The sequence below is a fragment of the Maritalea sp. YIW29 genome, from assembly GCF_057219265.1.
The window spans coordinates 595,443-618,332 of the sequence record NZ_JBXVVF010000002.1 but is presented as its reverse complement, the minus strand read 5'-3'; the positions used below and the strand labels follow the sequence as shown (position 1 = coordinate 618,332).

The following is a 22,890-nucleotide window of genomic DNA, read 5'->3' as shown; positions in this document are numbered from 1 at the left end:
CACCTAGACCGACCGCGTAATGCCACCATCTACCCGCAGATTCTGTCCTGTCATATAGCTCGATTTATCCGAAGCCAAAAACTCAATTGCATTGGAAATCTCTTCCACCCGACCATAGCGGCCCATGGGAATACGTGCACGACGATCTTCTGCTTCTGGCAAACTATCTATGAAACCGGGCAGCACATTATTCATGCGAATGTTTTGTGCCGCATATTTGTCGGCAAACAATTTTGTAAATGCAGCCAAAGCCGATCGAAACACCCCAGAAGTAGGAAACAACGCTTCTGGTTCAAAAGTTGCGTAAGTTGAAATATTGACAAATGACCCGCCACCTTGCGCTTGCATAATCGGTGTAACCAATTTTGCCATGCGCACCACATTCATCAAATAGGTGTCCATGCCAACATGCCAGTCCTCGTCCGAGATTTCCAACACGAGGCCCTTTGGTCCATGCCCGGCACTCGATATCACGCAGTCAATCTGGCCCCATTGCTCCATGGCACGGTCAACAAGTATCTTCAGGTCCGCTACATTCTGATTGCTGCCAGTTACGCCAATGCCGAGCAATTCATCCGCTAACTCTTCGCCTTTACCTGACGAAGACAGAATGCCCACTTTATACCCACACTTTGCCAAATGCCGCGCAGCATCAGCGCCCATGCCACTGCCACCGCCAACGATAAGTGCAACTCTTAGTTTCATGTCAATTCTCGCCTTCAAGCAGTTTCCCTCCCCGTTTGTCAGCAATAATTGCCTTCAACAAATCAATTATTTTATGCTAAGGTAATAGAAAATCTATCGGGTAAATGAGTGAAAACAAAAGCACCTAGCATTCTAACCCTAGACGCAATCCGCAATACAGCGCGGTTTGGCAGTTTTCGAGCCGCGGCGGACCATATGGGCGTCACTCAAGGCGCGGTGGCGCAACAGGTTCGCCAGTATGAAGCACAGATAAAATTCAAACTATTCGAGCGTTGGGCGCGGGGCTTGCGGCCCACTCCTGCTTGCACGAATTATCTCAAACAGATCCAACCAGCCCTTGATACTATTTCACAAGCGACGTCCCAACTTGAGGACACACTTGAAACAAGCCGAAAACATGTTGTGATCAGCACAGTCCCATCAATCGCCAGTCGCTGGCTAATGCCGAGATTGGTTAGTTTCTATAAACATCATGCGAACATTTTAATCTCTATCGACACAACAGAACAATTACGTCGCTTTGTTGGCGAAGGGGCCGCAGATATCGCAATACGCTGGAATGGCAAACCAACACCAGGATTGGAAGCCCGACCGATTCTAAAAAATTCAGTGATTGCAGTTGCAAGCCCAGATAACGTGGACAAAACGGCGGAGCCGCTTGCCATTTTGGAGCGCATCCCACTTATCGATGACAACCGAAAACTTTGGATGAAATGGAGCGCAGCATTTGATATTGAATTGCCCAAATCAACAGTTGATTTCGGTCAGGCCAACAATGCAATTGAAGCTGCAATCAATGGTTTAGGTGTGGTTCTAGTTTCAAAAGTGTTTGTCGAAGACGCATTGAAAAACCGCAATTTGGTGCCTGCCCTGCCAGAGCGGTTTGAGTTTCAGCCCGACGGCAAATTTCATCTGATAACGCGCCGCAATGAAACAAATTCAGCGGTACGCACCGTTAGCGATTGGATATTGGAACAAGCAGAACCGAAAAATTAATGAGCCGCTGTAATTGCGTCTCGGTCTTTTTTCGTCATACGTTCTGTTTCGGACTTCAACTGTCCACACGCAGCAAATATATCGCGTCCGCGTGGCGTGCGCACAGGGCTGGCATATCCAGCAATATTGACAACGTCGGCGAATTTTTCGATCTGCGCCCAGCTTGAACATTCATATTCAGAACCCGGCCAAGGATTAAATGGAATAAGATTGATCTTGGCAGGAATACCATCAAGCATTTTCACCAATGCTTTCGCATCCGCTATAGAATCGTTGACCCCCTTGAGCATCACATATTCAAAAGTTATGCGTCGCGCATTGGAAAGACCTGGATAATCGCGACATGCTTGCAGCAATTGCTCAAGTGGGTATTTCTTGTTGATCGGCACCAAGATGTCGCGCAATTCGTCGCGCACCGCATGTAAAGAAATTGCAAGCATAACGCCGGTTTCTTCGCCCACTTTTTCAATGAACGGAACAACACCAGATGTCGACAAGGTGATTCGGCGTTTGGACAGGGAAATACCATCACCGTCTGACATCAACAACATGGCTTGTTTGACATGCTCGTAATTGTAAAGCGGCTCGCCCATGCCCATCATCACCACGTTGGTGACGGTGCGTAGGCCTTCTTTTGGTACAACGCCGTCAGTCGGTCGTGTTCCACCCGCATAATCGCCCAGCCGTTCCCGGGCCATCAAAACCTGAGAAACGATTTCGCCAGCGGTTAAATTACGCACCAACTTCTGCGTGCCCGTATGGCAGAATGTACAGGTCAGCGTGCAACCAACCTGAGAGGAAACGCAAAGCGTGCCGCGATCTTCTTCAGGAATATAGACAGTTTCCACGTCCACCGGTGGCATGTTGGGCTGTTCAGGATCAGTGAACCGGAACAACCATTTGCGTGTGCCGTCGCTAGAAACCTGCTCCGAAACAATCTCGGGACGTGTCAGCACAAATTTCTCTTTAAGCTGCTCACGCAAACCCTTTGAGATATTGAGCATATCATCAAAGTCACTGACCCCATTGACATAAAGCCAGTTCCACAACTGTGAAACGCGCATACGAATTTGCTTGTCGGTCAGACCAAACGTCGCCAGCGCTTCCGTCAGTTGTGCGCGATCCATACCGATCAAAGATTGTTTTTTCGCAACAGCCGGTGTTGCAGCAGCCAAATCCAGAGTAACAGCCATTTTTTCATCACCAAATACGTTAAGGGGCGATATGCATGAGGGCACAAAGCCACGTCTCAACGCGCGTTGAAACAATAAAGTTGGCTCACCTATCACATAGATGAAGGAATTACCAATAGTTGGGATGAATTATCTCGGGTCTACGCCTTAGCGGTTGCAGGCCGCATCAATTTTGCGCATGGATGCTGTGGCGCCTGAAAGCGAGAATGTTAACGTGACGCGGGCGCCTTGTTTATTGACCCCCTCAAATACCATTGAGGTGCCTCGGCGCATGGCAGAAGCCATTTCGCTGGAACGGCTAATATCTTCAAGCCAAGCGGCGTCCCCTTGGGTGAACATTGAAAATTCTTCGCCACCAATTTTCACGCTGGCCAAACTGTCTGTACCGAACTCAAACCCGGCAACAAGGTTCATTTCATGGGATACACGCTGGTTTGGACGATGCGTGACATAGAAATAGGGTTGATCAATATCACCAAGTTCGGGTTCTACTAAAACTGGCTTCGAATGAATAAAGCAAATGGCCGTGCTGGACTGTGTCGTAGAATATGCAGACCAAGCCTTAAAACTACCCAGTGATTGGACAGATTGCCCAAAGGCAACATTGCTCAGCAACGCTGCGGACACAGTGGCAATGATCAGTTTCAACGGGGCGGTTTTTCGACGGGCAAGCGTAATTTTCATGAATTCAGTTCATTATGAAGTGGACAAAGCGCGAGTGTTTTAAATCACACTTTGTCCCAAAACGCATCAATTCTATTTGCAGGATTTGTCGATCTCATTCATCGCCGCTGTAACGCCGGACAACGAATAAGTGTCCGTTGTGCGTGTGCCACGTGTTGAAATACCACGAACAACCAATTCTGAACCACGTTTCATCGCCGCAACAAAACTTGGCTCATCCGCAGTTGATGCCAACCAACCCGCTTCTTGCGCACTGTCGGTGACCATAGGATAAGTTTTTCCATCCACGGTCGCAGAAGCTTCAGCGCCCGGCTTAAACGGGTAGCCGATCAAAGTCGCAACTTCATTGCGTTTCTTGCTGCCTTCGCGGTGGGTGATGATAAAGTGAATTGGACTACGTTTCACACCTGTTGGCTGGCTATCGCCTGGCGTTGCTGAGATGTAACAAATTTTGCCATTTGCATCTTTGTCCGTCCAAGCCGTCCAAACCTTAAATGTGCCCAACTTCGTGGCAGCCTCAGCGCTAGCGACAACGGAGAAAGTTGAGAGCACTGCTATGCCCGCTGCAATCGCGAATTTTTTCATATTTCTTGCCAAATCCATCTTTGCCATTTTCATCTCTGGGTTCCTGTCCAAAATACCCGCTTCCCGCACTATTATCCGCCAACGAAGTTACCAAGCTGCAAACTTTGTGCAGCATTTTATACAAATGCCAACATACGCCACAATTGGGCGGGAATTTGACGCTTGCCAAAGCTTTGCACCTGTTTCACCTTTCGAGGTGAATGAAGTCTTAACAAAACACGCAAAAATCGAGACCGGCATTGACCCAATCCATCTTATTCGTTTGCCTAGGTAACATCTGCCGTTCACCAACAGCGGAGGCGGTATTTACCCATCGCGCCAAGCAGTCTGGTCTTCAAGACTTGCATATTGAAAGCGCGGGAACTGGAAACTGGCACCAAGGACAACCACCCGACAGCCGCGCCACCAAACATGCTAAACGACGCAGCTACGACCTAAGCATTCTTCGCGCGCGTTCGGTGCAAGATGCAGACTTTGACAAATTTGATCTCATCCTTGCCATGGACAATGCCAATCTAGCCGACCTTAATGCCCGCGCACCTTCAAACTGCCACGCGAAAATCGAACTCTTTCTGGCCTATGGCAGCGCCAAAACACAAAGAGTGAGCGAAGTTCCTGACCCCTATTATGGTGGCGATCAAGGGTTTGAAAATGTACTCGATCTTATCGAAGATGCGAGTGATGGGTTGATCAAGGCACTAACGTAACCTATCGCCACGGCCACATGGCTCAATGACAACATCGGCCAACTTTTTGGCCACGCCCGCGTAGGCGGCCTCCAGCACCCTAGAATTTTTGCATGCGGCCGTCGGCCGTATGGGCCTACCCCGGGCACCCCAGAGTTTTTGCACGCCGCCGTCATTCGCTACGCTCATTACCCCGGCACCCCCGCCAATGGGTGCACCCCAGAAATTCTGAGCAAGCGATAGAAAAGGCGGACGAGTGAAACGAGGACCTCGGCCAACTTTTTGGCCGCGCAGGGGCAGGGGCAGGATTTGCTATAGCGCGGTTTTAGCGCGTCATAGCAAATCCGATGCGCCCCGTGAGCGAAAACTAAGCCGCTAACGGATAAGCCTCTTCCACCAAATAAGGCCCACCGCCAACGGACTCCTTGGCGGAGTAGAGCACGAACCGAGAGACCTCAAATGTCAGCGGAACAAATGCACCAGCGCGTCCAATATGCTGTGCAACATCCCCAGCGCTAACACCGCTTAGGCGAGCCAAGGTGACGTGAGGCGTATATTTTCGCCCATCCGGTTTAAGCCCGAAGCGTTGCAAGGCCCGTTCATGATCATGGTGCAATTCTAAAAGTTCGGCACAGGGATCCAAACCGGCCCACAACATTCTTGGGCGATTGCCGCCAAATGCCCCTAAATGATTTAGCGTGACACTAAAAGGCGGATCGACCCGCATTTGAGAAAGGCAATCGGCCACTTCATCAGCGACCTGATAATCTACATCCCCGATATAGCGTAATGTAATGTGATAATTGGAAGGATCGATCCAGCGGGATTTACCAAGCCCGCCACGCTTTAAAGAAAGCGCAAATGAAACATCGCTTGGAATTTCCAAGCCCGTAAATAAACGCGGCATAAAACCTCACTATTCGTGACGCTGACCACATTATTGAACCCCAATAACATGGCCCCAACACTCAAACTATATCACGATTCGCATCACATTTTTCTAACAATGCAGCCAAATGCGCACAACACCTTGTTTTGTTAAGCTTTCCTCAGCTTAACCCAGAAAATTTAGAAAGCGTTTGCCTTGTAATTTCCACTTTCCATGTCCATATTAGCCAACGAACGGTGGACGCGACAGTTTTGCGCCGCCAAAATGAATGCAATTGATCACGAGGTTACTATCAATGGCACAATATGAACGTCAAACATCCGCATCGCATGCCGGCGCTCAAGCCGCCATCGATGAAGGCCTACGCAGCTATATGCTGGGCATTTACAACTATATGGGTATCGCACTGGGCATTACCGGTGTTGTTGCCTATTTCCTGACTTTTCTAACAACAACAGGCAACCCTGACGCCGCCGTTGCGCAAATGGGCAGCCACTATCTAACCCAATTCGGCGCCACGCTTTATGGTTCGCCACTAATGTGGGTTGTCACTTTGGCACCACTTGGGTTCGTGTTTGGGCTTAGCTTTGGCATCAACAAAATGAGCTTTGCAACCGCTCAATTGGTGTTCTGGGGCTTTGCTGTTGCGATGGGCCTATCGCTCTCATCAATCTTTTTGCAATATACAGGTGAATCTATCGCCCGTGTATTCTTCATCACAGCCGGTACATTCGGCGCGATGAGCCTTTATGGTTACACCACAAAACGTGACCTAACAGGCATGGGTTCATTCCTAATGATGGGCTTGATCGGTATCATTATCGCGTCAATCGTCAACATCTTCCTTGCATCTGGTCCTTTGGCATTCGCCATCTCTGTGATCGGTGTGTTGGTGTTTGTCGGCTTGACTGCATATGACACGCAAAAAATCAAAATGATGTATGTCGAAAGCGATGGCAGCGAAAACATGGGCAAGAAAATGCTTATGGGTGCGTTGACCCTTTATCTTGATTTCATCAACCTATTCATCATGTTGCTCCGTTTGTTCGGCAACCGCGAGTAATCAAGCTAGCCATTTAGAACTGGCAATTTATCAAAGGCTCCGTACAATTGTGCGGAGCCTTTTTTGTTGAGAAGTCTGATGAATATCTGCGCATTTAACCCTGAACATGCTGATGCAATCACCAAGATTTACAACCATTACGTACGCCAGTCCGCAATTACGTTTGATGTTGAACCGCTAGAAGTGCCGCAAATGGCGGCAAAACTAGCGACTTTAATTGAAGGCAACTACCCGGTCTTGGTCGCATTGAACGAGAATGGAGTTGTCGCGGGCTTTGCCTATGCCAGCACATATCGCCCCAAAGCGGCCTATAAGCATAGTTGTGAGGTGACGATTTATCTCGATCCCCAATTCCAGGGCCAACGCATTGGCAGTACACTGATGCGCCCACTAATTAAAACCTTGTGTGAAAGTGAGGACTTTCATCTGGCCATTGCAATGATTGCAGACGAAGCGCAAGCGTCCATCCACCTACATAAAAAATTTGGCTTCGAGATGGTCGGTCGCCTAGATGAAGTGGGACACAAAAAAGATCAATGGCACGGGGTGACAATTATGCAGCGCAAGCTCAACCCAACGCTAGCGTAGAGCCACAACATCGCCGTCAAGTACCCGAAGCACGTTGCGCAGCTCATGCCCCCGCTTTAGCACCTGCCCAGCATGGCCAACCACCCTGTACATGCCCTGTTTCTTGCGTAATTTAGGGTCTTTCTCAATCCGAAATACCGGCATTTCACTCGCCCGTTTAAAGATCGAAAAAACTGCTCGATCCTTGAGCATGTCGATCGCGTAATCTTTCCATTCGCCCTGCGCAACCTGGCGTCCATAAACATTTAGGATAGTCGACAGTTCATGGCGATCAAAGCGCACAGTTTCAGGGATAGGTTTTGGTTTGCGTGGTTTGACATCGTCATTTGAGTGAACAAGCCTGAGTTTTCCGGCAGATTTTGGCATTGCCCGTTCAGTCAAAGTCAAACTCCTCAATTCAAATCATCTTCACCAATGATTGCCCCAATTTTGAGGGAAAGCAAGGGACAATAAACCATCAAATTGTCACATTCTGACCGAGTTCTTGCCGAATTGAAGGGCTATATATTGATCATGCCTCCAGTATACCCCGGCCCTTGGACTGTTTTAGCCCCCAATCGAAGAGCAGCTCCAAGGTGCCGGACCCCCAAAAATCAACTTCGGGTCTAGGCCCTAAATACACAAAACCCCCAAATACAATTTGGGGGTTCTTTTTGTTCGTCTGTTGTTTGAAAGATTTATTGAGCTCAGCGCGTAAGAGCAGCTGCACCCAACATCCGGCCGGGCAGACCTCGGTCTGTGCGTTCTTGTACCAGCACAGCAAGTCCATCAACTTCATCGCCCAACATTTGCGGCATTGGAATGCTCAAGCTCGTGCTCTTAGAGGGCGACCACATGCCAACAATCTGGCGATGCTTGACCACGGACGAATAGGTCAATGTCTGACCACGATTTTCACCGCGTTCAATTTCAACTTTGGCGTTCGAAATATAGGGAACCAACCAAACCGTTGCCTGCTCAACATCGGTATCCACCATAGGGATCTCAATGGAAAGCATATCGCCATCGACCGAGAACGACACCCCAACATCCAAAGATGATGATGCAATCGCCTTATCGATCTTATCGCCGTGCGAGCCAACAATATCGACGGTTCCATTGATCAAAAGCTGTGGCGTATAAATGCGTTCGGCGCCAAGTTGGTGCGCATAGCTGCGTTGAAGATTGGAATGCTCTTCATCACTGAACGTATCGTTCCAGCCAATATAGTTCCAATAATCCACGTGATAAGCCAAGGTGATGAGCTTCTTGTCCTTCGCAAGACCGGACAATATCTTGTCCGCAGGCGGACAAGACGAACATCCCTGCGAAGTGAAAAGTTCAAGAACCGCTACCGGCTCAGACTTGATACTCATGGACAATGCTGGGCTGACAAAGCCCGGCAAAATACCCGCAGTAGCGGCAACGATCAGTTGGACAATTTTTTTCATGAGATTTTTTTAAGCTAAACACGCCTCACCCGCCAGTCACACAAACTAACAAATTCGCGAGCGGCAATATATGGGCGATTTATTTACCCGTCTATTTGCCAGCAAACTGAGGCCCGTATAGCTTCGAACCTTTATGAAACAAGATTGCGCAGCACATAGTGCAATATCCCGCCATGACGGTAATAGTCGAGTTCATCTTCAGTATCGATCCGGCAAAGCGTTTCAAATGTGCGCACCGCGCCTGAAGCTGACTTTACTGATACTGTCATGTCACAACGTGGCGCTATATCATTGAGGCCCTCGATGGAAATCTCTTCGTCCCCTGTGAGGCCCAAAGAACTCCAGCTCGCGCCATCTTTAAACTCCAGCGGCAACACACCCATACCCACAAGGTTTGAGCGATGAATACGTTCAAAACTTTCTACGATTACCGCACGAACACCGAGTAATAATGTGCCCTTTGCCGCCCAGTCACGAGATGAGCCGGTGCCATATTCTTTGCCCCCAAACACAATCAAAGGTGTACTAGCTTCTCCATATTCCATCGCGGCATCATACATTGCCGCAACTTCACCGTTCGGACCTTTTGTAAACCCACCCTCAACGCCGGGCACCATTTGGTTTTTAATCCGGATATTGGCAAATGTGCCACGCATCATAATCTCATGATTGCCGCGGCGAGAGCCATATGAGTTAAAGTCTTTTGCGGCAACCTGACGGTCCACCAAATAACGGCCAGCCGGCGTATCTGTCTTGAACGAACCCGCCGGCGAAATATGATCAGTTGTAATGGAGTTGCCCAACAGGCTCAAAATTCGCGCATTATGGACGTCTTTAATTGGTGCGATATCCATCGACAAACCGTCAAAATAGGGTGGGTTCTTTACATACGTTGAAGATGAATTCCAACCGTACGATTCTCCGCCTTCGACTTTGATAGATTGCCAACCTGCATCACCCTTAAAGACATCCGCATAGCGTTTTTGGAACATTTCGCGGGTTACATTTTCACGGACAATTGTCGCGATTTCTTCTGCGGACGGCCAAACGTCTTTCAAATAGACCGGATTACCATCCTGATCAGCCCCCAAAGGCTCCGTTGTGATATCAATCGTCATCGACCCCGCAAGCGCATAGGCAACAACCAATGGCGGCGAAGCCAAATAGTTCGCTTTGACGTCTGGATTTACCCGACCTTCAAAGTTCCGGTTACCCGAAAGAACAGAGCAGGCCACCAAATCCTCAGCACTAATCGCATTGGAGATTTCTGTCGGCAGTGGCCCCGAGTTGCCAATACAGGTTGTGCAACCATAGCCAACAAGGTTGAACCCAAGCGCATCCAAATCTTCTTGCAAGCCAGAGGCGGTCAAATATTCGGTCACAACTTGCGAACCTGGCGCCAAGGATGTTTTCACCCATGGCTTCACGGTCAAACCAAACCTGCGGGCATTGCGCGCCACCAAACCGGCTGCAACCAGAACTGCCGGGTTTGACGTGTTGGTACAAGACGTAATCGCCGCGATAACAACATCACCATGGGTAATGGAATAATCCGTGCCCTCAACGGACGCCATCGGTGTATCCGATTTGGCATATTCACCCGCCAAACTACCAGCAAATTTGGATTTTGCTTCGTCCAAATTCACCAAATCTTGCGGGCGTTTTGGGCCAGAGATCGCTGGCACAACTGCATTCAGGTCAAGAATTAAAGTATCCGAATACTCAGCTTCCGTGGTATTCTCATCTCGGAACATGCCCTGCGCTTTGGAATAGGCTTCCACCAAGGCAACACGATCCGCATCACGACCCGATGTGGTGAGGTAATTTAGCGTATCATCATCAACCGGGAAGAACCCACAAGTCGCGCCATATTCCGGCGCCATATTGGAAATCGTTGCCTGATCTTCCAGTGTTAGATTATCAAGGCCGGGGCCATAAAACTCAACGAACTTACCAACAACGCCACGCTCACGCAGCATTTCAACAACGCGCAACACCAAGTCAGTTGCGGTAATGCCGTCGCGCATATTGCCTTCAAGCTTAAATCCAACCACTTCGGGAATAAGCATTGAAATCGGCTGCCCCAACATTGCCGCTTCCGCTTCAATGCCACCAACACCCCAACCAAGTACCGACAGACCGTTGACCATTGTGGTGTGGCTGTCCGTGCCGACCAACGTGTCGGGATAGGCAACAGTTTCGCCGTTCTCTTCCTTGGTCCAAACAGTTTGGGCTAAGTATTCTAAATTCACTTGGTGGCAAATGCCGGTTCCGGGAGGCACAACGCGGAAATTATCAAATGCTTCTTGGCCCCAGCGCAAAAATTCATAGCGTTCGCCATTGCGTTCATATTCGCGCTCAACGTTCTGGGTGAACGCGGTGCCTGTACCGAAAAAGTCAACCATCACTGAATGGTCGATCACCAAGTCTACGGGCACTTGCGGGTTGATCTTCTGCGGATCGGCGCCAAGCTTTGCCGTGGCGTCACGCATGGCCGCTAAATCAACAACAGCTGGCACGCCTGTAAAATCCTGCAGCAGTACCCGCGCGGGACGATAGGCGATTTCTTGTGAGGATGATTTTGTCTTCAACCAATCAGCACAGGCTTGAATGTCCGCTTTCGTGACCGTTCGACCATCCTCAAAGCGCAACAGATTTTCCAAAACCACTTTCAAAGAATTTGGAAGTTTGGAAATGCCCGTCAGGCCATTTTTTTCAGCTTCAGGAAGTGAATAATAAGTGTAGCTTTTGTCGCCAACAACGAGCTTTTGTTTGGCGTTGAAACTGTTCAATGAAGTATGTGTCAAACTATGCCTGCCTATCTGGATGAAACAAACCGGCGCTGATCTAAAACAATAAAGGGTCGCTTTCGACCAGCAGCCGAGTGAATGAACATTGCCGTCCCCACGTCAACATTCAACCAATATATAGTAAAACTAGGCCCTATTTTCCAGCACTGTGCAACGTCACTTTGTCGTAATGAGAGTTAAGTTCGACAGACTTTTTAGAAAAGTGAGTCAAGAATAGTGGCGAAGCAACGACACAAAAAAGCCGGCGGGTTCCCCCACCGGCTCATATTTTCGTCTCATAAAGGGCGAATTACCCCTAGAAATGCACCGACTTTGTGTCGATCGGCTTCACCTGAGGTGGTGCAAACTTGGTGAGGTCAATGCCCTCTACCGCTTCCTTATATTCATCCAGACTTGGTGTACGGCCAAGAATGGCTGAAAGCACCACAATCGGCGTAGATGCGAGCAAGCTTTCGCCCTTCTTTTCAGGCGTATCTTCAACAACCCGACCTTGGAAAAGGCGCGTGGAGGTTGCCAATACAGTATCCCCTTTTGCCGCCTTTTCTTGGTTACCCATGCAAAGGCTGCAACCCGGGCGCTCTAGATACATAATATTTTCGTATTCTGTACGCGCCTTCGCCTTTGGATTAGTATCATCAAATTCGAAGCCTGAATATTTTTGTAAAATATCCCAGTCGCCTTCTTCCTTCAATTCATCAATGATGTTGTATGTTGGCGCGGCGACAACAAGCGGTGCGTTAAACTCAACCTTGCCATTTGCCTTTTCAAGGTTCTTAAGCATTTGCGCGACAATCTTCACATCACCTTTATGCACCATGCATGAACCAACAAAGCCCAAATCAACTTTCTTCTCAGAGCCATAATAGCTAATCGGACGAATGGTATCGTGGGTATATCGCTTAGATATCTCGATATTGTTCACATCCGGATCCGCAATCATTGGTTCAACGATCTGGGCCAAATCAACAACAACTTCTGCAGCATATTTTGCATTGTCGTCAGGACGCAAAGCAGGCTTCTCACCCGACTTAATTTCCGCTATCCGTTTGTCAGCAATCGAAATCAGATTGTGAAGCGTTTTTGCCTCATTCTCCATGCCTTTATCGATCATAACTTGGATGCGACTTTTCGCGATTTCCAACGATTGGATAAGTGTATCATCTTGCGAAATACAGATGGAGGCCTTCGCCTTCATCTCAGCTGTCCAGTCGGTAAAAGTAAAGGCTTGGTCGGCAAGCAACGTGCCAATATGCACTTCAATGATCCGGCCCTGGAAAACATTCTCGCCAAACTGCTCAAGCATTTGCAACTGCGTTGCGTGCACAACATCACGGAAATCCATGTGATCGGCCATTTTGCCTTTAAACGTCACCTTCACAGATTCCGGAATGGGCATACTCGCCTCACCCGTCGCAAGGGCCAACGCCACTGTGCCACTATCCGCACCAAAGGCCACGCCTTTAGACATACGTGTATGGGAATCCCCACCTACAATGATCGCCCAATCATCGACTGTAATGTCATTCAAAACCTTATGAATAACATCGGTCATGGAATGATATTCACCCTTCGGGTCACGCGCGGTGATTAGGCCAAACTTGTTCATAAAGCTCATAAGTTTTGGCGTATTTGTTTGCGCTTTAATGTCCCAAACAGAAGCAGTATGACAGCCTGACTGATAGGCACCATCAACGATTGGTGAAATGGTGGTCGCGGCCATCGCTTCTAGTTCTTGAGAGGTCATCAAGCCGGTGGTGTCTTGAGAACCAACAATGTTCACTTCAACCCGAACATCAGACCCAGCATGCAATGGCGCAGTGCTTTTCACGCCAACAGCATTTTTGTTGAAAATCTTCTCAACCGCCGTGAGCCCCTGGCCTTCGTGTGAGATTTCTTTTGAAGGCGCAAACACAAGTGGCGCTTCAATACCCAACGTTGCAGCTGCAAAGGTTTGTAGCTTTTTACCAAACACGATGGCGTAAGAACCAGCCGCTTTAATAAATTCAACTTTTGGCGACGTTAGCGCAGAAGAAATATCAGCATGCTCTTCAGTGCCGTTTTCATCCAACAGTTTTTTGGTTTTGGTGTTGATGGTCAAAACAGTCCCTGTTTCGACAGAATATTTCTCTTCAAGAACCGCATCACCATTATTATTGATAATGGGTTTGCCGTCAGGGCCCTTCTTCTTGACCCAATTCTTTAGATCAATACCGATACCGCCGGTCACCCCAACAGTGGTCATAAAGATCGGCGAAACGCCATTTGTACCGGCAACAACCGGGGCGACATTTACAAAGGGAACATAAGGGCTGGCCTGTTTTCCAGCCCATAGCGCCACATTATTGATGCCAGACATGCGAGACGAGCCAACGCCCATCGTACCTTTTTCCGCAATCAACATGATACGTTTATCAGGGTGCTGCAGTTTCAGTGCCTGAATTTCGGCCTGAGCTTTCTCATTGATAAAGCACTGGCCATGCAATTCACGGTCAGAACGAGAGTGCGCTTGGCCACCCGGCGAAAGCAAATCTGTAGAGATATCGCCTTCCCCAGCGATATAGGTCACAACTTTGATCTCTTCTTCAACATCGGCGAGATTGGTGAAAAACTCCGCTTTCGCATAGCTTTCAAGAATATCTTTTGCGACTGCGTTTCCTGCTGCAAATGCTTCCTTTAAACGGTCGGTATCCGCATCATAAAGGAACACTTGAGTTTTGAGCACTTCACCTGCTTGCTTTGCAATCGCTGCATCTTCACCCAGCGCAAGATCGAGCAACACTTCAATCGAAGGGCCACCCTTCATGTGCGACAGCAATTCAAATGCGAACTTTTGTGAGATTTCTTCGACTTCGGCTTGCCCAAGAATTATCTCTTTCAAGAACTTTGCTTTAACACCCGCTGCACTCGTGGTGCCTGGCAATGTGTTATAGATGAAGAAATTTAGGCTCTCTTTACGGTGCGCATTGCCTTGATCTTTGATCTGTTCAACAATCTCACCCAGCAAATCCCCACTATCAATCGGTTTGGGGTGCAATCCGTCAGCTTTTCGAGTTTCAATCTCGTCTAGATAATCCGTATATAAGCCCATGGTTTGCGACCTTCCTTGTCCGATATTGCTTTACCTGATGCCGCACTAAATACATGCGAGAAGCTACTAAAGCGTGTTGAGCGCATCAATATTTAAACGTTTTGCGAGTTGCAAGATTTTTTGAACAGAAGACCAAATGATTGGTAACATAACCAATGTCAAACTGTGTCCGACACTAAGCTTGTTCATTGGGGAACCTGTCACGTCAATTGCCTGTCTATTCAAATTGCAAATTGGCTCAGTCCAAAAGCAAAACTCGGCTTCTGGTTCCTAAGCACATAACGAGCACCATTGTCCCCACACTGGCGTTCGCGCGCTTTATAATGAATATAATCAAGACTTGCCAGCCTCTACTTTCTTCCAATATCACTGCAATATGGCTCAGAACCCGCAAATGGTTGAAAAAACATCGATTAAAGTGCGCGAACTATCATGTTCGCGATCTGGATTTGTCATATTTGAAGGCATTTCCTTTGATGCAATGCCCGGTGAGGTGATTCTTTTGCGCGGCCCAAACGGCGCGGGAAAATCCACCTGCTTGGCCGCATTGCACGGAACATTGACCCCAAGCGAGGGGTTGATCGATATTGAATTGGATGATGAAGAACGTAACAAACGCGAGCTTTTGCATGTCATCGGCCACGTGCCGGGGGTGAAAACGACCCTAACCGTGCGCGAAAACTTGCAATTTTGGGCCGACCTTTATGCCAGTTCAAATAATATTGATGACGCTATCGACGCGGCCGGCCTTCATCTCATCGCGGATAGCGACGCCGCCATCCTTTCGGCGGGACAAACAAGACGACTGGCATTAGCACGACTTTTGGTTGTCGAACGTCCGATTTGGATATTGGACGAGCCAACCTCTGCTTTAGATAAACAAGGAGAAGGATGGGTTGGTGACTTGATTGCCAACCATGCGAATAAAGGCGGCATCATTATCGCCGCAACCCATTTGGACATTCCCAACGTGCCAAAAGACAAGATCAAAACTATTCTGATCAATGGAGCGGGCCAATGAGTGCTTTTTGGGCTGTCGTTTCCAGGGATATCAAACTCGCCACGCGCATTGGGGGCGACGCTCTAACGGTGGTTCTTTTCTACGTCATGGTCGGCGCCATCATGCCTTTTGCAATTGGCCCAGATAAAGTGCTCCTTGCCAAACTGGGCCCAGCGATTATTTGGATCAGCGCCTTATTATCGCTTTTACTTGCCCTAGATCGCCTCTTTCGCACCGACCATGAGGATGGCTCACTTATTGCCATGCGACAAGCTGCTCTGCCGCTTGAAATGATCGTTCTCGCAAAACTCATCGCCCACTGGGTCACCAATGCTTTGCCGCTCATCATTGCAACGCCCCTATTGGCGATATTGCTCAATTTAGATGGCCCACAAACACTCAAGATCATATTCACATTGCTGTTGGGAACACCTGCCCTTATTTGCTTTGGAGCGATTGGTGCGGCGGTTACCGTGACAATAAAGCGCGGTGGATTGATCGCTCCAATCCTTATATTGCCACTATCGATCCCCACACTGATTTTTGGGGTAAGTGCATTATCGACCGGCGCAATTGAAACTGCTGCCAATTCTGCCTTACTGTTTCTCGCAGGCTTTACCCTGCTTGCATTGGTGTTCACACCTTTTGCAACAGCGCTTGCTTTGAAAATGGGAGCCGAATAGAAAGAATATATGTCAAAAAACGCATCTATTGACCCAACGCCTCAAGATTTGGGATTTTTCTCTCGGCTCGCCCACCCGGGTTACTTCTTGCAATGGTCTAAACATTGGCTCATGCCGCTGACGGTCATCACCGTCGCATTGCTGCTGTTTGGCACCTATCTCGCATTTTTCAATTCACCGGCTGACTACCAACAAGGCGATACCGTGCGCATCATGTATGTGCATGTGCCAAACGCTTGGTTGTCTCAATTCTGCTATGCGGTAATGGTGATTGCTTCAATCGGTGCGTTGGTATGGCGTCATCCATTGGCGGACGTATCCGCAAAAGCAGCCGCACCACTTGGAGCAACTTTCACCGCCGTTGCCTTAGCCACCGGCGCATTATGGGGCGCACCGACATGGGGTACATTTTGGGAATGGGATGGTCGCATGACCTCCACCCTTGTGATGTTGTTCATCTATCTTGGCATCATTGCACTATGGCGCACATTTGAAGATCAAGCCCGCGCCGGGCGCATCATCGCGGTCATCACACTAGTTGGCGCCATCAATATCCCGATCATCAAATTTTCCGTTGAATGGTGGAACACCCTTCATCAACCCGCCAGTGTCTTCCGTCCCGATGGACCCACCATGCCCATGTCAATTTTGCTACCGCTTTTTGTGATGTTCTTTGGCTTCTCATTTTTGTTTTTGCTGCTGCATTTCATTTCCATGCGCGCAGAAGTTCTACGTCGCCGGGTGCGGGCACTTGAACGCCGCAATGCGCAAAGCATTCGGGGGAAATCCGCATGATCGACCTCTCACAACATTTTGAATATATCGGTGGCGCCTATTTAGTGACCTGTGTGCTGGTCGGTGGTTTAGTGTTTTTGGTCAATCGCGACTATCACGTTCAAGAAAAGCGCCTGAAAGACCTTGAAGCCAAGGGCGTTCGCCGCCGGTCAGAAGAGACATCCTAAATGAAACGCATATTGATTTATCTTCTACCGCTGGTGATAACAGGTGGCCTCTTCATCTTGTTTGCGACCCAGATCAATGAAAACCCAAACCTGTTGCCCTCAGCTCTGATCGATAAACAAGCGCCCGAGTTTGAACTGCCCCCTGTTGATGGTCATGATCAACCCGGCTTTTCATCTGCAGATCTGAAGGGTCAACTCACCCTTGTAAATGTCTTTGCCAGCTGGTGCGTGCCCTGTAGAGACGAACATGAATTTCTGGTCGAGCTCGCCAAGCGAGGCGACATCAAAATCTACGGCATTAATTATAATGATCAGTCGGAAAATGCCCGGCGCTTTTTGGCAGAATTGGGCAATCCATATGACGCGATCGGCGCTGATCGCAACCGTCGGGTTAGCCTAGATTGGGGTGTATACGGAGTTCCAGAAAGCTATTTGGTCAACCAAGAAGGCACTATTGTCTACAAGCATACTGGCCCAATTAACGCCGCCAGTTTTGTTGAAGCTTTGGTCCCCCAAATAGAAGCGGCCTTAGCCGCCTCTTTATAAGGTAAATAGCAAACTCGATTTAGCCTTTATCTCTGAGTTTGCTCGTATCAGTATTAGCTAGATTGCGTTCTGTTGACTGGAGTTGCTGCCCCGGGGGCAAAACAACAAATTCGACTTCATAAATCGAACCATCACCGGTCATTCTTTCATTGTAAGTGCCGACCGGGCTATTGTTAAACGCAAATGTACCGATCAGATCATCAGACGAATTGGTATCAAACTCATAAATCTGAATTACGCCTTGCTTTTCAGCATTGGTAAATAGGCCTGGAGACCAAACATCACCTACCCGCATGCCATAGGCCTTTCCCTTCACAGGATATTGCCTAATACCGTGAATGCTACCCGAATGCTTAACGTAAATCTGGTCTTCGCCACCACCCGTGGTCGTTTTAACCGCTCGAATAGATGTCAGGTAAAGCGTGTTGCTCGGTGCAGTATAAGAACTTTTCGGGACGGCTGAGCCGATGCAACCCGCAAGCGTCAGGCTCATAGCCCCGACAACCGCAATACTAAAAACCTTATTAAACCCCATACTCGTCCCCGCCTAAACTGTTTGTTTTTCGACACAAATTGCTGTCATAGACAGAAATTCTAGAGGGGCTTCGTATAAAAAGCAATTCCTGCACCAACCAAACGGTTCGCGGCCCCACCAATTGAGCAACAGGTTACAGCCCAGGTTCTATGCCTCTTCAGCATCCGGTGCATATTTGGTCAAAATCGGCACCACCAGCGCAAACGAGAAAATCAACGTCAACGGCATCAAGCCCCAAACCTTAAACGCGACCCAAAAATCGGTCGAAAAATTGCGCCAAACGATCTCGTTGATCAAAGCCAAAACGAAGAAAAAGATGCACCAGCGCCAAGTCAGAATGCGCCAGCCTTCATCTTTCAATTTATAGACGTCGCCAAAAACATATCTGAGCAGTGAATGACCAAACAACAGCCCACCAAGTAGTGTCGTGCCAAACAACATGTTCACAATGGTCGGCTTGAGTTTGATGAACGTTTCATCCTGAAAGTAAAGCGTTAGTCCGCCAAACACCAAGACAACAATACCCGTCACTAGCGGCATGACCGCAATACGCTTGAGCAGCACCCAGCTCAACAAAAGCGACAGAACCATCGCCCCCATAAACCAGCCTGTCGCGACAAAAATCCCAGCGCGGCTGTTCAATATGAAAAATAGAACGAGCGGACCAAGTTCAAGTACCAGCTTAACCAGCTGGGGCCGCAACTCGTCCCAATTCACCTCTTCACTAGGCTGTTTTGCATCACTCATTAATTTACTTCCTCAAGGGATTTTGTGTCCAATTCACTGCCCGCAATTGCTTCAGCAAAATCATTGGCTTTAAATGGTTCTAGATCGTCAATGCCTTCACCAACACCGATAAAGTGGACGGGCAACTGATATTTCCGCGCAATGGCGACAAGAATACCGCCACGGGCCGTGCCATCCAATTTGGTCATCACCAAACCGCTTACCCCAGCGCGCTTGCCAAAAATCTCAACTTGACTGAGTGCATTTTGACCCGTTGTAGCGTCCAGCGTCAGCAAAGTTGAATGTGGTGCGCTTTCATCAACCTTTTTGATGACACGGATGATCTTTTCCAACTCAGCCATCAATTCATCGCGGTTTTGCAATCGACCCGCCGTATCGATAATGAGCACATCCGCGCCTTGTTGGCTGGCTTGAGTAACCGCATCAAACGCCAACCCAGATGCATCGGCACCGGTTGGCCGGGTAATAACGTCAACGTTTGAACGTTGGCCCCAGACCTGCAACTGCTCCACCGCCGCCGCACGGAACGTGTCCCCGGCTGCCAAAACAACCTTTTTGCCTTCAACCGTTAGTTTCGCCGTCAGCTTGCCGATGGTTGTGGTTTTGCCAGATCCATTTACACCCACCATCAAAATGACATGCGGTTTCTTTTGCCTATCAAATTCAAGTGGCTGCGCCACGGGCGTTAGAACCGAAGCAACTTCCTCACGCAAGACGCCGCGAATTTCATCAACACTGATTTCCTTGTCGAAACGGTCTTTGGCCAATTTCTCGGTAATCATCATCGCCGTATCGATGCCCAAATCAGCTTGGATCAACACATCTTCAAGTTGCTCAAGCGTTTCATCGTCGAGTTTTCTCTTGGTGAAAATTGCACCAATATTGTCGGTCAACTGATCCGACGAGCGCTTTAACCCGCTTGTAAGCCGTTGAAACCAATTTTTCTTTGGTGCGGCTTCCGATTGTGCAGATTCCGGTTCTGGCGAAGGTGTCGGGACAGCCTGCGCGGCGTGAGCGCTAAAAAGTGCCTGCGCGGCGTGAGCGCTAGAAGTAGCACCCAACGGCGCGACGGCGGCATCAATAGATGCCTCAGGCTCAGGCTCAGGCTCAGGCTCAGGCTCAGGCTCAGGAGCGACTATCGTTTCAGAAGCGGCGACTTCAACTTCAGAGATCTCGTCCTTTGGCTTATCGGGGCTGACGGCTCCCTCAGTTGTAGAAGCAGCATCAACCGCAATATCTTCCGCTTCAGGCGAAGCCTGTTCAGGTTCAGCTTGCTTGCCACCAAATAGTCGACCAAAAAAACCCGGTTTCTTTTCGCTCATAAAAATCCTTTGGGTCTTAACCCTTAAGCCACTTGCCTGACGGGTTCACCAATCAAACCGTGCTCACCCACACCGATCACCCGCGCCTGCAGGACTTGCCCCTGCTCAGCACCTTTGATCATTATTGGCGCAAATTGTTCGGTACGGCCAATGCCGTTCCGCTCAATCAATACTGAATGAGTTTCGCCCACCTGTCGGCTTAAAAACTTCTTATGCTGTTTTTCGCCCGCTGCCCGCAATTTCACGGCCCGCGCTTTTGCAATCTTCTTGTCAACCTGAGGCATTTTCGCCGCCGGGGTGCCGGGACGAATGGAGTATGGAAACACATGAAGATAAGTCAGGTCGCATTCTTCAATGATCTTCATGGAATTTGCGAACATTTCCTCGGTTTCGGTCGGGAACCCGGCGATAATGTCCGCGCCAAACACCATATCAGGTCGTAGTGCCCGCGCTTCATTGACGAAGCCAATCGTATCTTCACGCAAATGCCGACGCTTCATACGCTTCAAGATCATATTATCGCCAGACTGCAGCGACAGATGCAAATGCGGCATTAATCTTTGTTCGGACTGGATCGTCTCCATCAAAGCCTCATCCGCTTCAATGCTATCGATTGACGATATGCGCAGGCGGCGCAGGTTTGGCACATGCTGTAAAATCTGCTGGGTCAACTTGCCCAAGCTCGGCTTGCCCGGCAGGTCTGGGCCGTAAGATGTAATATCCACCCCCGTCAGCACCACTTCACCAACACCATTGTCCGCCAGCTTTTTGATCTGATCGACCACAACACCCATCGGCACAGACCGCGAAGGACCACGCCCATAAGGGATAATGCAAAAGGTACAACGGTGATCGCAACCATTTTGCACCTGCACGAAAGAACGGGTGCGCCCTTCCATGCCTTCAATCAAATGACCAGCGGTCTCTTTGATGCTCATAATATCATCAACGAGGATTTTGGAATTGCCGCCAATGCCGAATGCGAGCCCTTGATAGGTCTCAGCTTTCATCTTTTCAGCATTGCCCATCACCAAATCAACTTCACCCATTTGCGCAAAGCTTTCCGCGTCGGTTTGCGCCGCGCATCCAGTAACGATGATCTTCTTGTTCGGATTATCCCGCCGCGCTTTGCGAATGGTTTGCCGCGTTTGACGCACAGCCTCTTGGGTCACCGCACACGAATTGACGATGATGACCTCATCAAGCCCTGCGGCTTTGGCTTGGTCTTTCATCACTTCAGATTCAAAGGTGTTGAGCCGACAGCCAAGCGTAAGCGTTTCAACACTCATGGTTTCACACTTATGTTACAGACATTCATGCCGCATCACCCACAAACAAATCGCTAGGCAATTCCCCGTCAAACTCCGTCTCAAACGGACCGGTCATGATGATATGTTTGTCGCTTTCGCGCCATTCGATCTGCAAAATACCACCGGGCAATTCAATGTCGACTTTGCGCTCCGTCAGATCTTTGCGCACCGCTGCAACACCCACCGCGCAGGCCGCAGTGCCACACGCTTTGGTTAGGCCTGCGCCACGTTCCCAAACTTTCACTTTGATCTTTGTTGGCGACATGACCTGCGCCAAAGAAATGTTGGCCCGTTCTGGGAAAATCGGATGATTTTCCAACATGGGCCCAAACTTCTCCAAATCATGGGCGTCCAAATCATCAACCCAAAAAATCGCGTGTGGATTGCCCACATTCACAACGGATGGCGTATGCAAAATTGGCGCATCGATTGGGCCAATTTGCAACTCGATACCCGTTGTGTCTTCAAATTCTTCAGCCAATGGGATCAATTGCCACTGCAATAGCGGCACCCCCATGTCGACACTGACCATGTCACCACGGTGCGTTGAGCGTAAAAGCCCGGCATTGGTCTGAATGGTCACATCAGGACTGCCCAGCTCTTCTGCCATCAAATAGCCGATACAACGGGTCGCATTGCCACAAGCATCAACTTCGCCGCCTTCGGCATTATAGATGCGCATGAAAATGTCGGCTTCATCAGATGTCGGCGCTTCCATAATGATCAACTGATCACAGCCAATGCCCAGCTCTCTGTCGGCAATCCAGCGCACATTATTTTCAGTGAAGGTGAGCACACGTTTTCGCGCGTCAATGACCACGAAATCATTGCCCAATCCATTCATCTTCAAAAAAGGAACCGCATCGCCGCTCATTTTATCGCCTATATAAATTGTCTATTTTGCCCTATATGGCGTAGATTGACCCGAATTACCAGCATATCGAATGAAGATTAAGCGCCCATGGATCAAGTTTAATTGACTCTTTATGCCAATTGACCTAAACACGCGTCGATAAGTTTTAGCATTCGAGCCTTTCTCGAGTCACTACCTTATGCGGCATTGCCGAT

General features: G+C 49.0%; 23 protein-coding genes. 9 read left to right on the top strand and 14 right to left on the bottom strand.

Going from position 1 to position 22,890, the window contains the following annotated elements:
• Window positions 1–3: 3 nt before the first annotated feature.
• Window positions 4–705, bottom strand: a complete 702-nt coding sequence (locus tag AC2D8L_RS12165) for an SDR family oxidoreductase (RefSeq protein WP_484685748.1) — start codon at window positions 703–705, stop codon at window positions 4–6.
• Window positions 706–813: 108 nt separating this feature from the next.
• Between AC2D8L_RS12165 and AC2D8L_RS12160 the strand changes: the two genes are divergently transcribed.
• Entirely contained in the window at window positions 814–1,701 is an 888-nt protein-coding gene (locus AC2D8L_RS12160) for a LysR substrate-binding domain-containing protein (RefSeq protein ID WP_484685747.1), read from the top strand.
• On the opposite strand, the gene rlmN is transcribed toward AC2D8L_RS12160, so the two are convergent.
• From rlmN to AC2D8L_RS12145, 3 genes are all read right to left on the bottom strand, one after another.
• Entirely contained in the window at window positions 1,698–2,894 is a 1,197-nt protein-coding gene (gene rlmN, locus AC2D8L_RS12155; RefSeq protein ID WP_484685746.1) for a dual-specificity RNA methyltransferase RlmN, read from the bottom strand. The two genes, AC2D8L_RS12160 and rlmN, sit on opposite strands and share 4 nt — an antisense overlap.
• 147 nt (window positions 2,895–3,041) lie before the next feature.
• Window positions 3,042–3,578, bottom strand: coding sequence for an invasion associated locus B family protein (locus AC2D8L_RS12150; protein WP_484685745.1), 537 nt, complete (start codon window positions 3,576–3,578; stop codon window positions 3,042–3,044).
• 72 nt (window positions 3,579–3,650) lie between these two features.
• A complete protein-coding gene (locus AC2D8L_RS12145) occupies window positions 3,651–4,196 on the bottom strand; it encodes an invasion associated locus B family protein (protein ID WP_484685744.1) in 546 nt (181 codons plus the stop codon).
• Window positions 4,197–4,402: 206 nt separating this feature from the next.
• On the opposite strand from AC2D8L_RS12145, the gene AC2D8L_RS12140 reads away from it, so the two are divergent.
• Entirely contained in the window at window positions 4,403–4,870 is a 468-nt protein-coding gene (locus AC2D8L_RS12140; RefSeq protein WP_484685743.1) for a low molecular weight protein-tyrosine-phosphatase, read from the top strand.
• Between the two features lie 346 nt (window positions 4,871–5,216).
• Here the strand turns inward: AC2D8L_RS12140 and thpR are convergent, their stop codons facing one another.
• A complete protein-coding gene (gene thpR, locus AC2D8L_RS12135) occupies window positions 5,217–5,756 on the bottom strand; it encodes an RNA 2',3'-cyclic phosphodiesterase (protein WP_484685742.1) in 540 nt (179 codons plus the stop codon).
• 277 nt (window positions 5,757–6,033) lie between these two features.
• On the opposite strand from thpR, the gene AC2D8L_RS12130 reads away from it, so the two are divergent.
• Entirely contained in the window at window positions 6,034–6,801 is a 768-nt protein-coding gene (locus AC2D8L_RS12130) for a Bax inhibitor-1/YccA family protein (RefSeq protein ID WP_484685741.1), read from the top strand.
• Window positions 6,802–6,879: 78 nt separating this feature from the next.
• On the top strand, window positions 6,880–7,389 hold the full coding sequence (locus AC2D8L_RS12125) for a GNAT family N-acetyltransferase (RefSeq protein WP_484685740.1): 510 nt from the start codon (window positions 6,880–6,882) through the stop codon (window positions 7,387–7,389).
• Here AC2D8L_RS12125 and AC2D8L_RS12120 read toward each other — a convergent pair.
• The 4 genes from AC2D8L_RS12120 to AC2D8L_RS12105 all read right to left on the bottom strand — a co-directional run bounded on the left by AC2D8L_RS12120 (window position 7,381) and on the right by AC2D8L_RS12105 (window position 14,717).
• The gene (locus tag AC2D8L_RS12120; protein WP_484685739.1) at window positions 7,381–7,770 is read right to left on the bottom strand and encodes a DUF2794 domain-containing protein; all 390 of its coding nucleotides are present in this window, start codon (window positions 7,768–7,770) and stop codon (window positions 7,381–7,383) included. The two genes, AC2D8L_RS12125 and AC2D8L_RS12120, sit on opposite strands and share 9 nt — an antisense overlap.
• A 305-nt stretch (window positions 7,771–8,075) precedes the next feature.
• Entirely contained in the window at window positions 8,076–8,819 is a 744-nt protein-coding gene (locus tag AC2D8L_RS12115) for a DUF1223 domain-containing protein (protein WP_484685738.1), read from the bottom strand.
• Between the two features lie 131 nt (window positions 8,820–8,950).
• Window positions 8,951–11,626 carry an aconitate hydratase AcnA gene (gene acnA / locus AC2D8L_RS12110; protein WP_484685737.1) on the bottom strand — a complete coding sequence of 892 codons (2,676 nt, stop codon included), beginning with the start codon at window positions 11,624–11,626 and terminating at the stop codon, window positions 8,951–8,953.
• A gap of 298 nt (window positions 11,627–11,924) precedes the next feature.
• Window positions 11,925–14,717: a bifunctional aconitate hydratase 2/2-methylisocitrate dehydratase gene (locus tag AC2D8L_RS12105; protein WP_484685736.1), complete on the bottom strand. Its 2,793-nt coding sequence runs from the start codon at window positions 14,715–14,717 to the stop codon at window positions 11,925–11,927.
• Between the two features lie 394 nt (window positions 14,718–15,111).
• On the opposite strand from AC2D8L_RS12105, the gene ccmA reads away from it, so the two are divergent.
• Genes ccmA through AC2D8L_RS12080 form a run of 5 tightly spaced genes read left to right on the top strand, consistent with a single transcriptional unit; the run spans window position 15,112 to window position 17,908 of the window.
• Window positions 15,112–15,738 carry a heme ABC exporter ATP-binding protein CcmA gene (ccmA, locus tag AC2D8L_RS12100; RefSeq protein WP_484685735.1) on the top strand — a complete coding sequence of 209 codons (627 nt, stop codon included), beginning with the start codon at window positions 15,112–15,114 and terminating at the stop codon, window positions 15,736–15,738.
• Complete coding sequence (ccmB, locus tag AC2D8L_RS12095; protein WP_484685734.1) at window positions 15,735–16,400, top strand: heme exporter protein CcmB; 666 nt, start codon at window positions 15,735–15,737, stop codon at window positions 16,398–16,400. The genes ccmA and ccmB overlap by 4 nt, the downstream gene beginning before the upstream one ends.
• 9 nt (window positions 16,401–16,409) lie before the next feature.
• Window positions 16,410–17,195: a heme ABC transporter permease gene (locus AC2D8L_RS12090; RefSeq protein ID WP_484685733.1), complete on the top strand. Its 786-nt coding sequence runs from the start codon at window positions 16,410–16,412 to the stop codon at window positions 17,193–17,195.
• Window positions 17,192–17,362: a heme exporter protein CcmD gene (gene ccmD, locus AC2D8L_RS12085; RefSeq protein ID WP_484685732.1), complete on the top strand. Its 171-nt coding sequence runs from the start codon at window positions 17,192–17,194 to the stop codon at window positions 17,360–17,362. The genes AC2D8L_RS12090 and ccmD overlap by 4 nt, the downstream gene beginning before the upstream one ends.
• Window positions 17,363–17,908, top strand: a complete 546-nt coding sequence (locus tag AC2D8L_RS12080; protein ID WP_484685731.1) for a DsbE family thiol:disulfide interchange protein — start codon at window positions 17,363–17,365, stop codon at window positions 17,906–17,908.
• 19 nt (window positions 17,909–17,927) lie between these two features.
• Here AC2D8L_RS12080 and AC2D8L_RS12075 read toward each other — a convergent pair whose 3' ends face one another.
• From AC2D8L_RS12075 to dapF, 5 genes are all read right to left on the bottom strand, one after another.
• Complete coding sequence (locus tag AC2D8L_RS12075) at window positions 17,928–18,443, bottom strand: hypothetical protein (RefSeq protein ID WP_484685730.1); 516 nt, start codon at window positions 18,441–18,443, stop codon at window positions 17,928–17,930.
• A 147-nt stretch (window positions 18,444–18,590) separates the two neighbouring features.
• Window positions 18,591–19,190, bottom strand: coding sequence for a septation protein A (locus tag AC2D8L_RS12070; RefSeq protein WP_484685729.1), 600 nt, complete (start codon window positions 19,188–19,190; stop codon window positions 18,591–18,593).
• Window positions 19,190–20,512, bottom strand: coding sequence for a signal recognition particle-docking protein FtsY (gene ftsY, locus AC2D8L_RS12065; protein WP_484685728.1), 1,323 nt, complete (start codon window positions 20,510–20,512; stop codon window positions 19,190–19,192). Before ftsY ends, AC2D8L_RS12070 begins: the two co-directional genes overlap by 1 nt.
• Window positions 20,513–20,535: 23 nt before the next feature.
• Window positions 20,536–21,801 (bottom strand): tRNA (N(6)-L-threonylcarbamoyladenosine(37)-C(2))-methylthiotransferase MtaB, encoded by a 1,266-nt coding sequence (mtaB, locus tag AC2D8L_RS12060; RefSeq protein WP_484685727.1) that lies wholly within the window; start codon window positions 21,799–21,801, stop codon window positions 20,536–20,538.
• A gap of 25 nt (window positions 21,802–21,826) precedes the next feature.
• Entirely contained in the window at window positions 21,827–22,696 is an 870-nt protein-coding gene (gene dapF, locus AC2D8L_RS12055; RefSeq protein ID WP_484685726.1) for a diaminopimelate epimerase, read from the bottom strand.
• Window positions 22,697–22,890 lie beyond the last annotated feature (194 nt).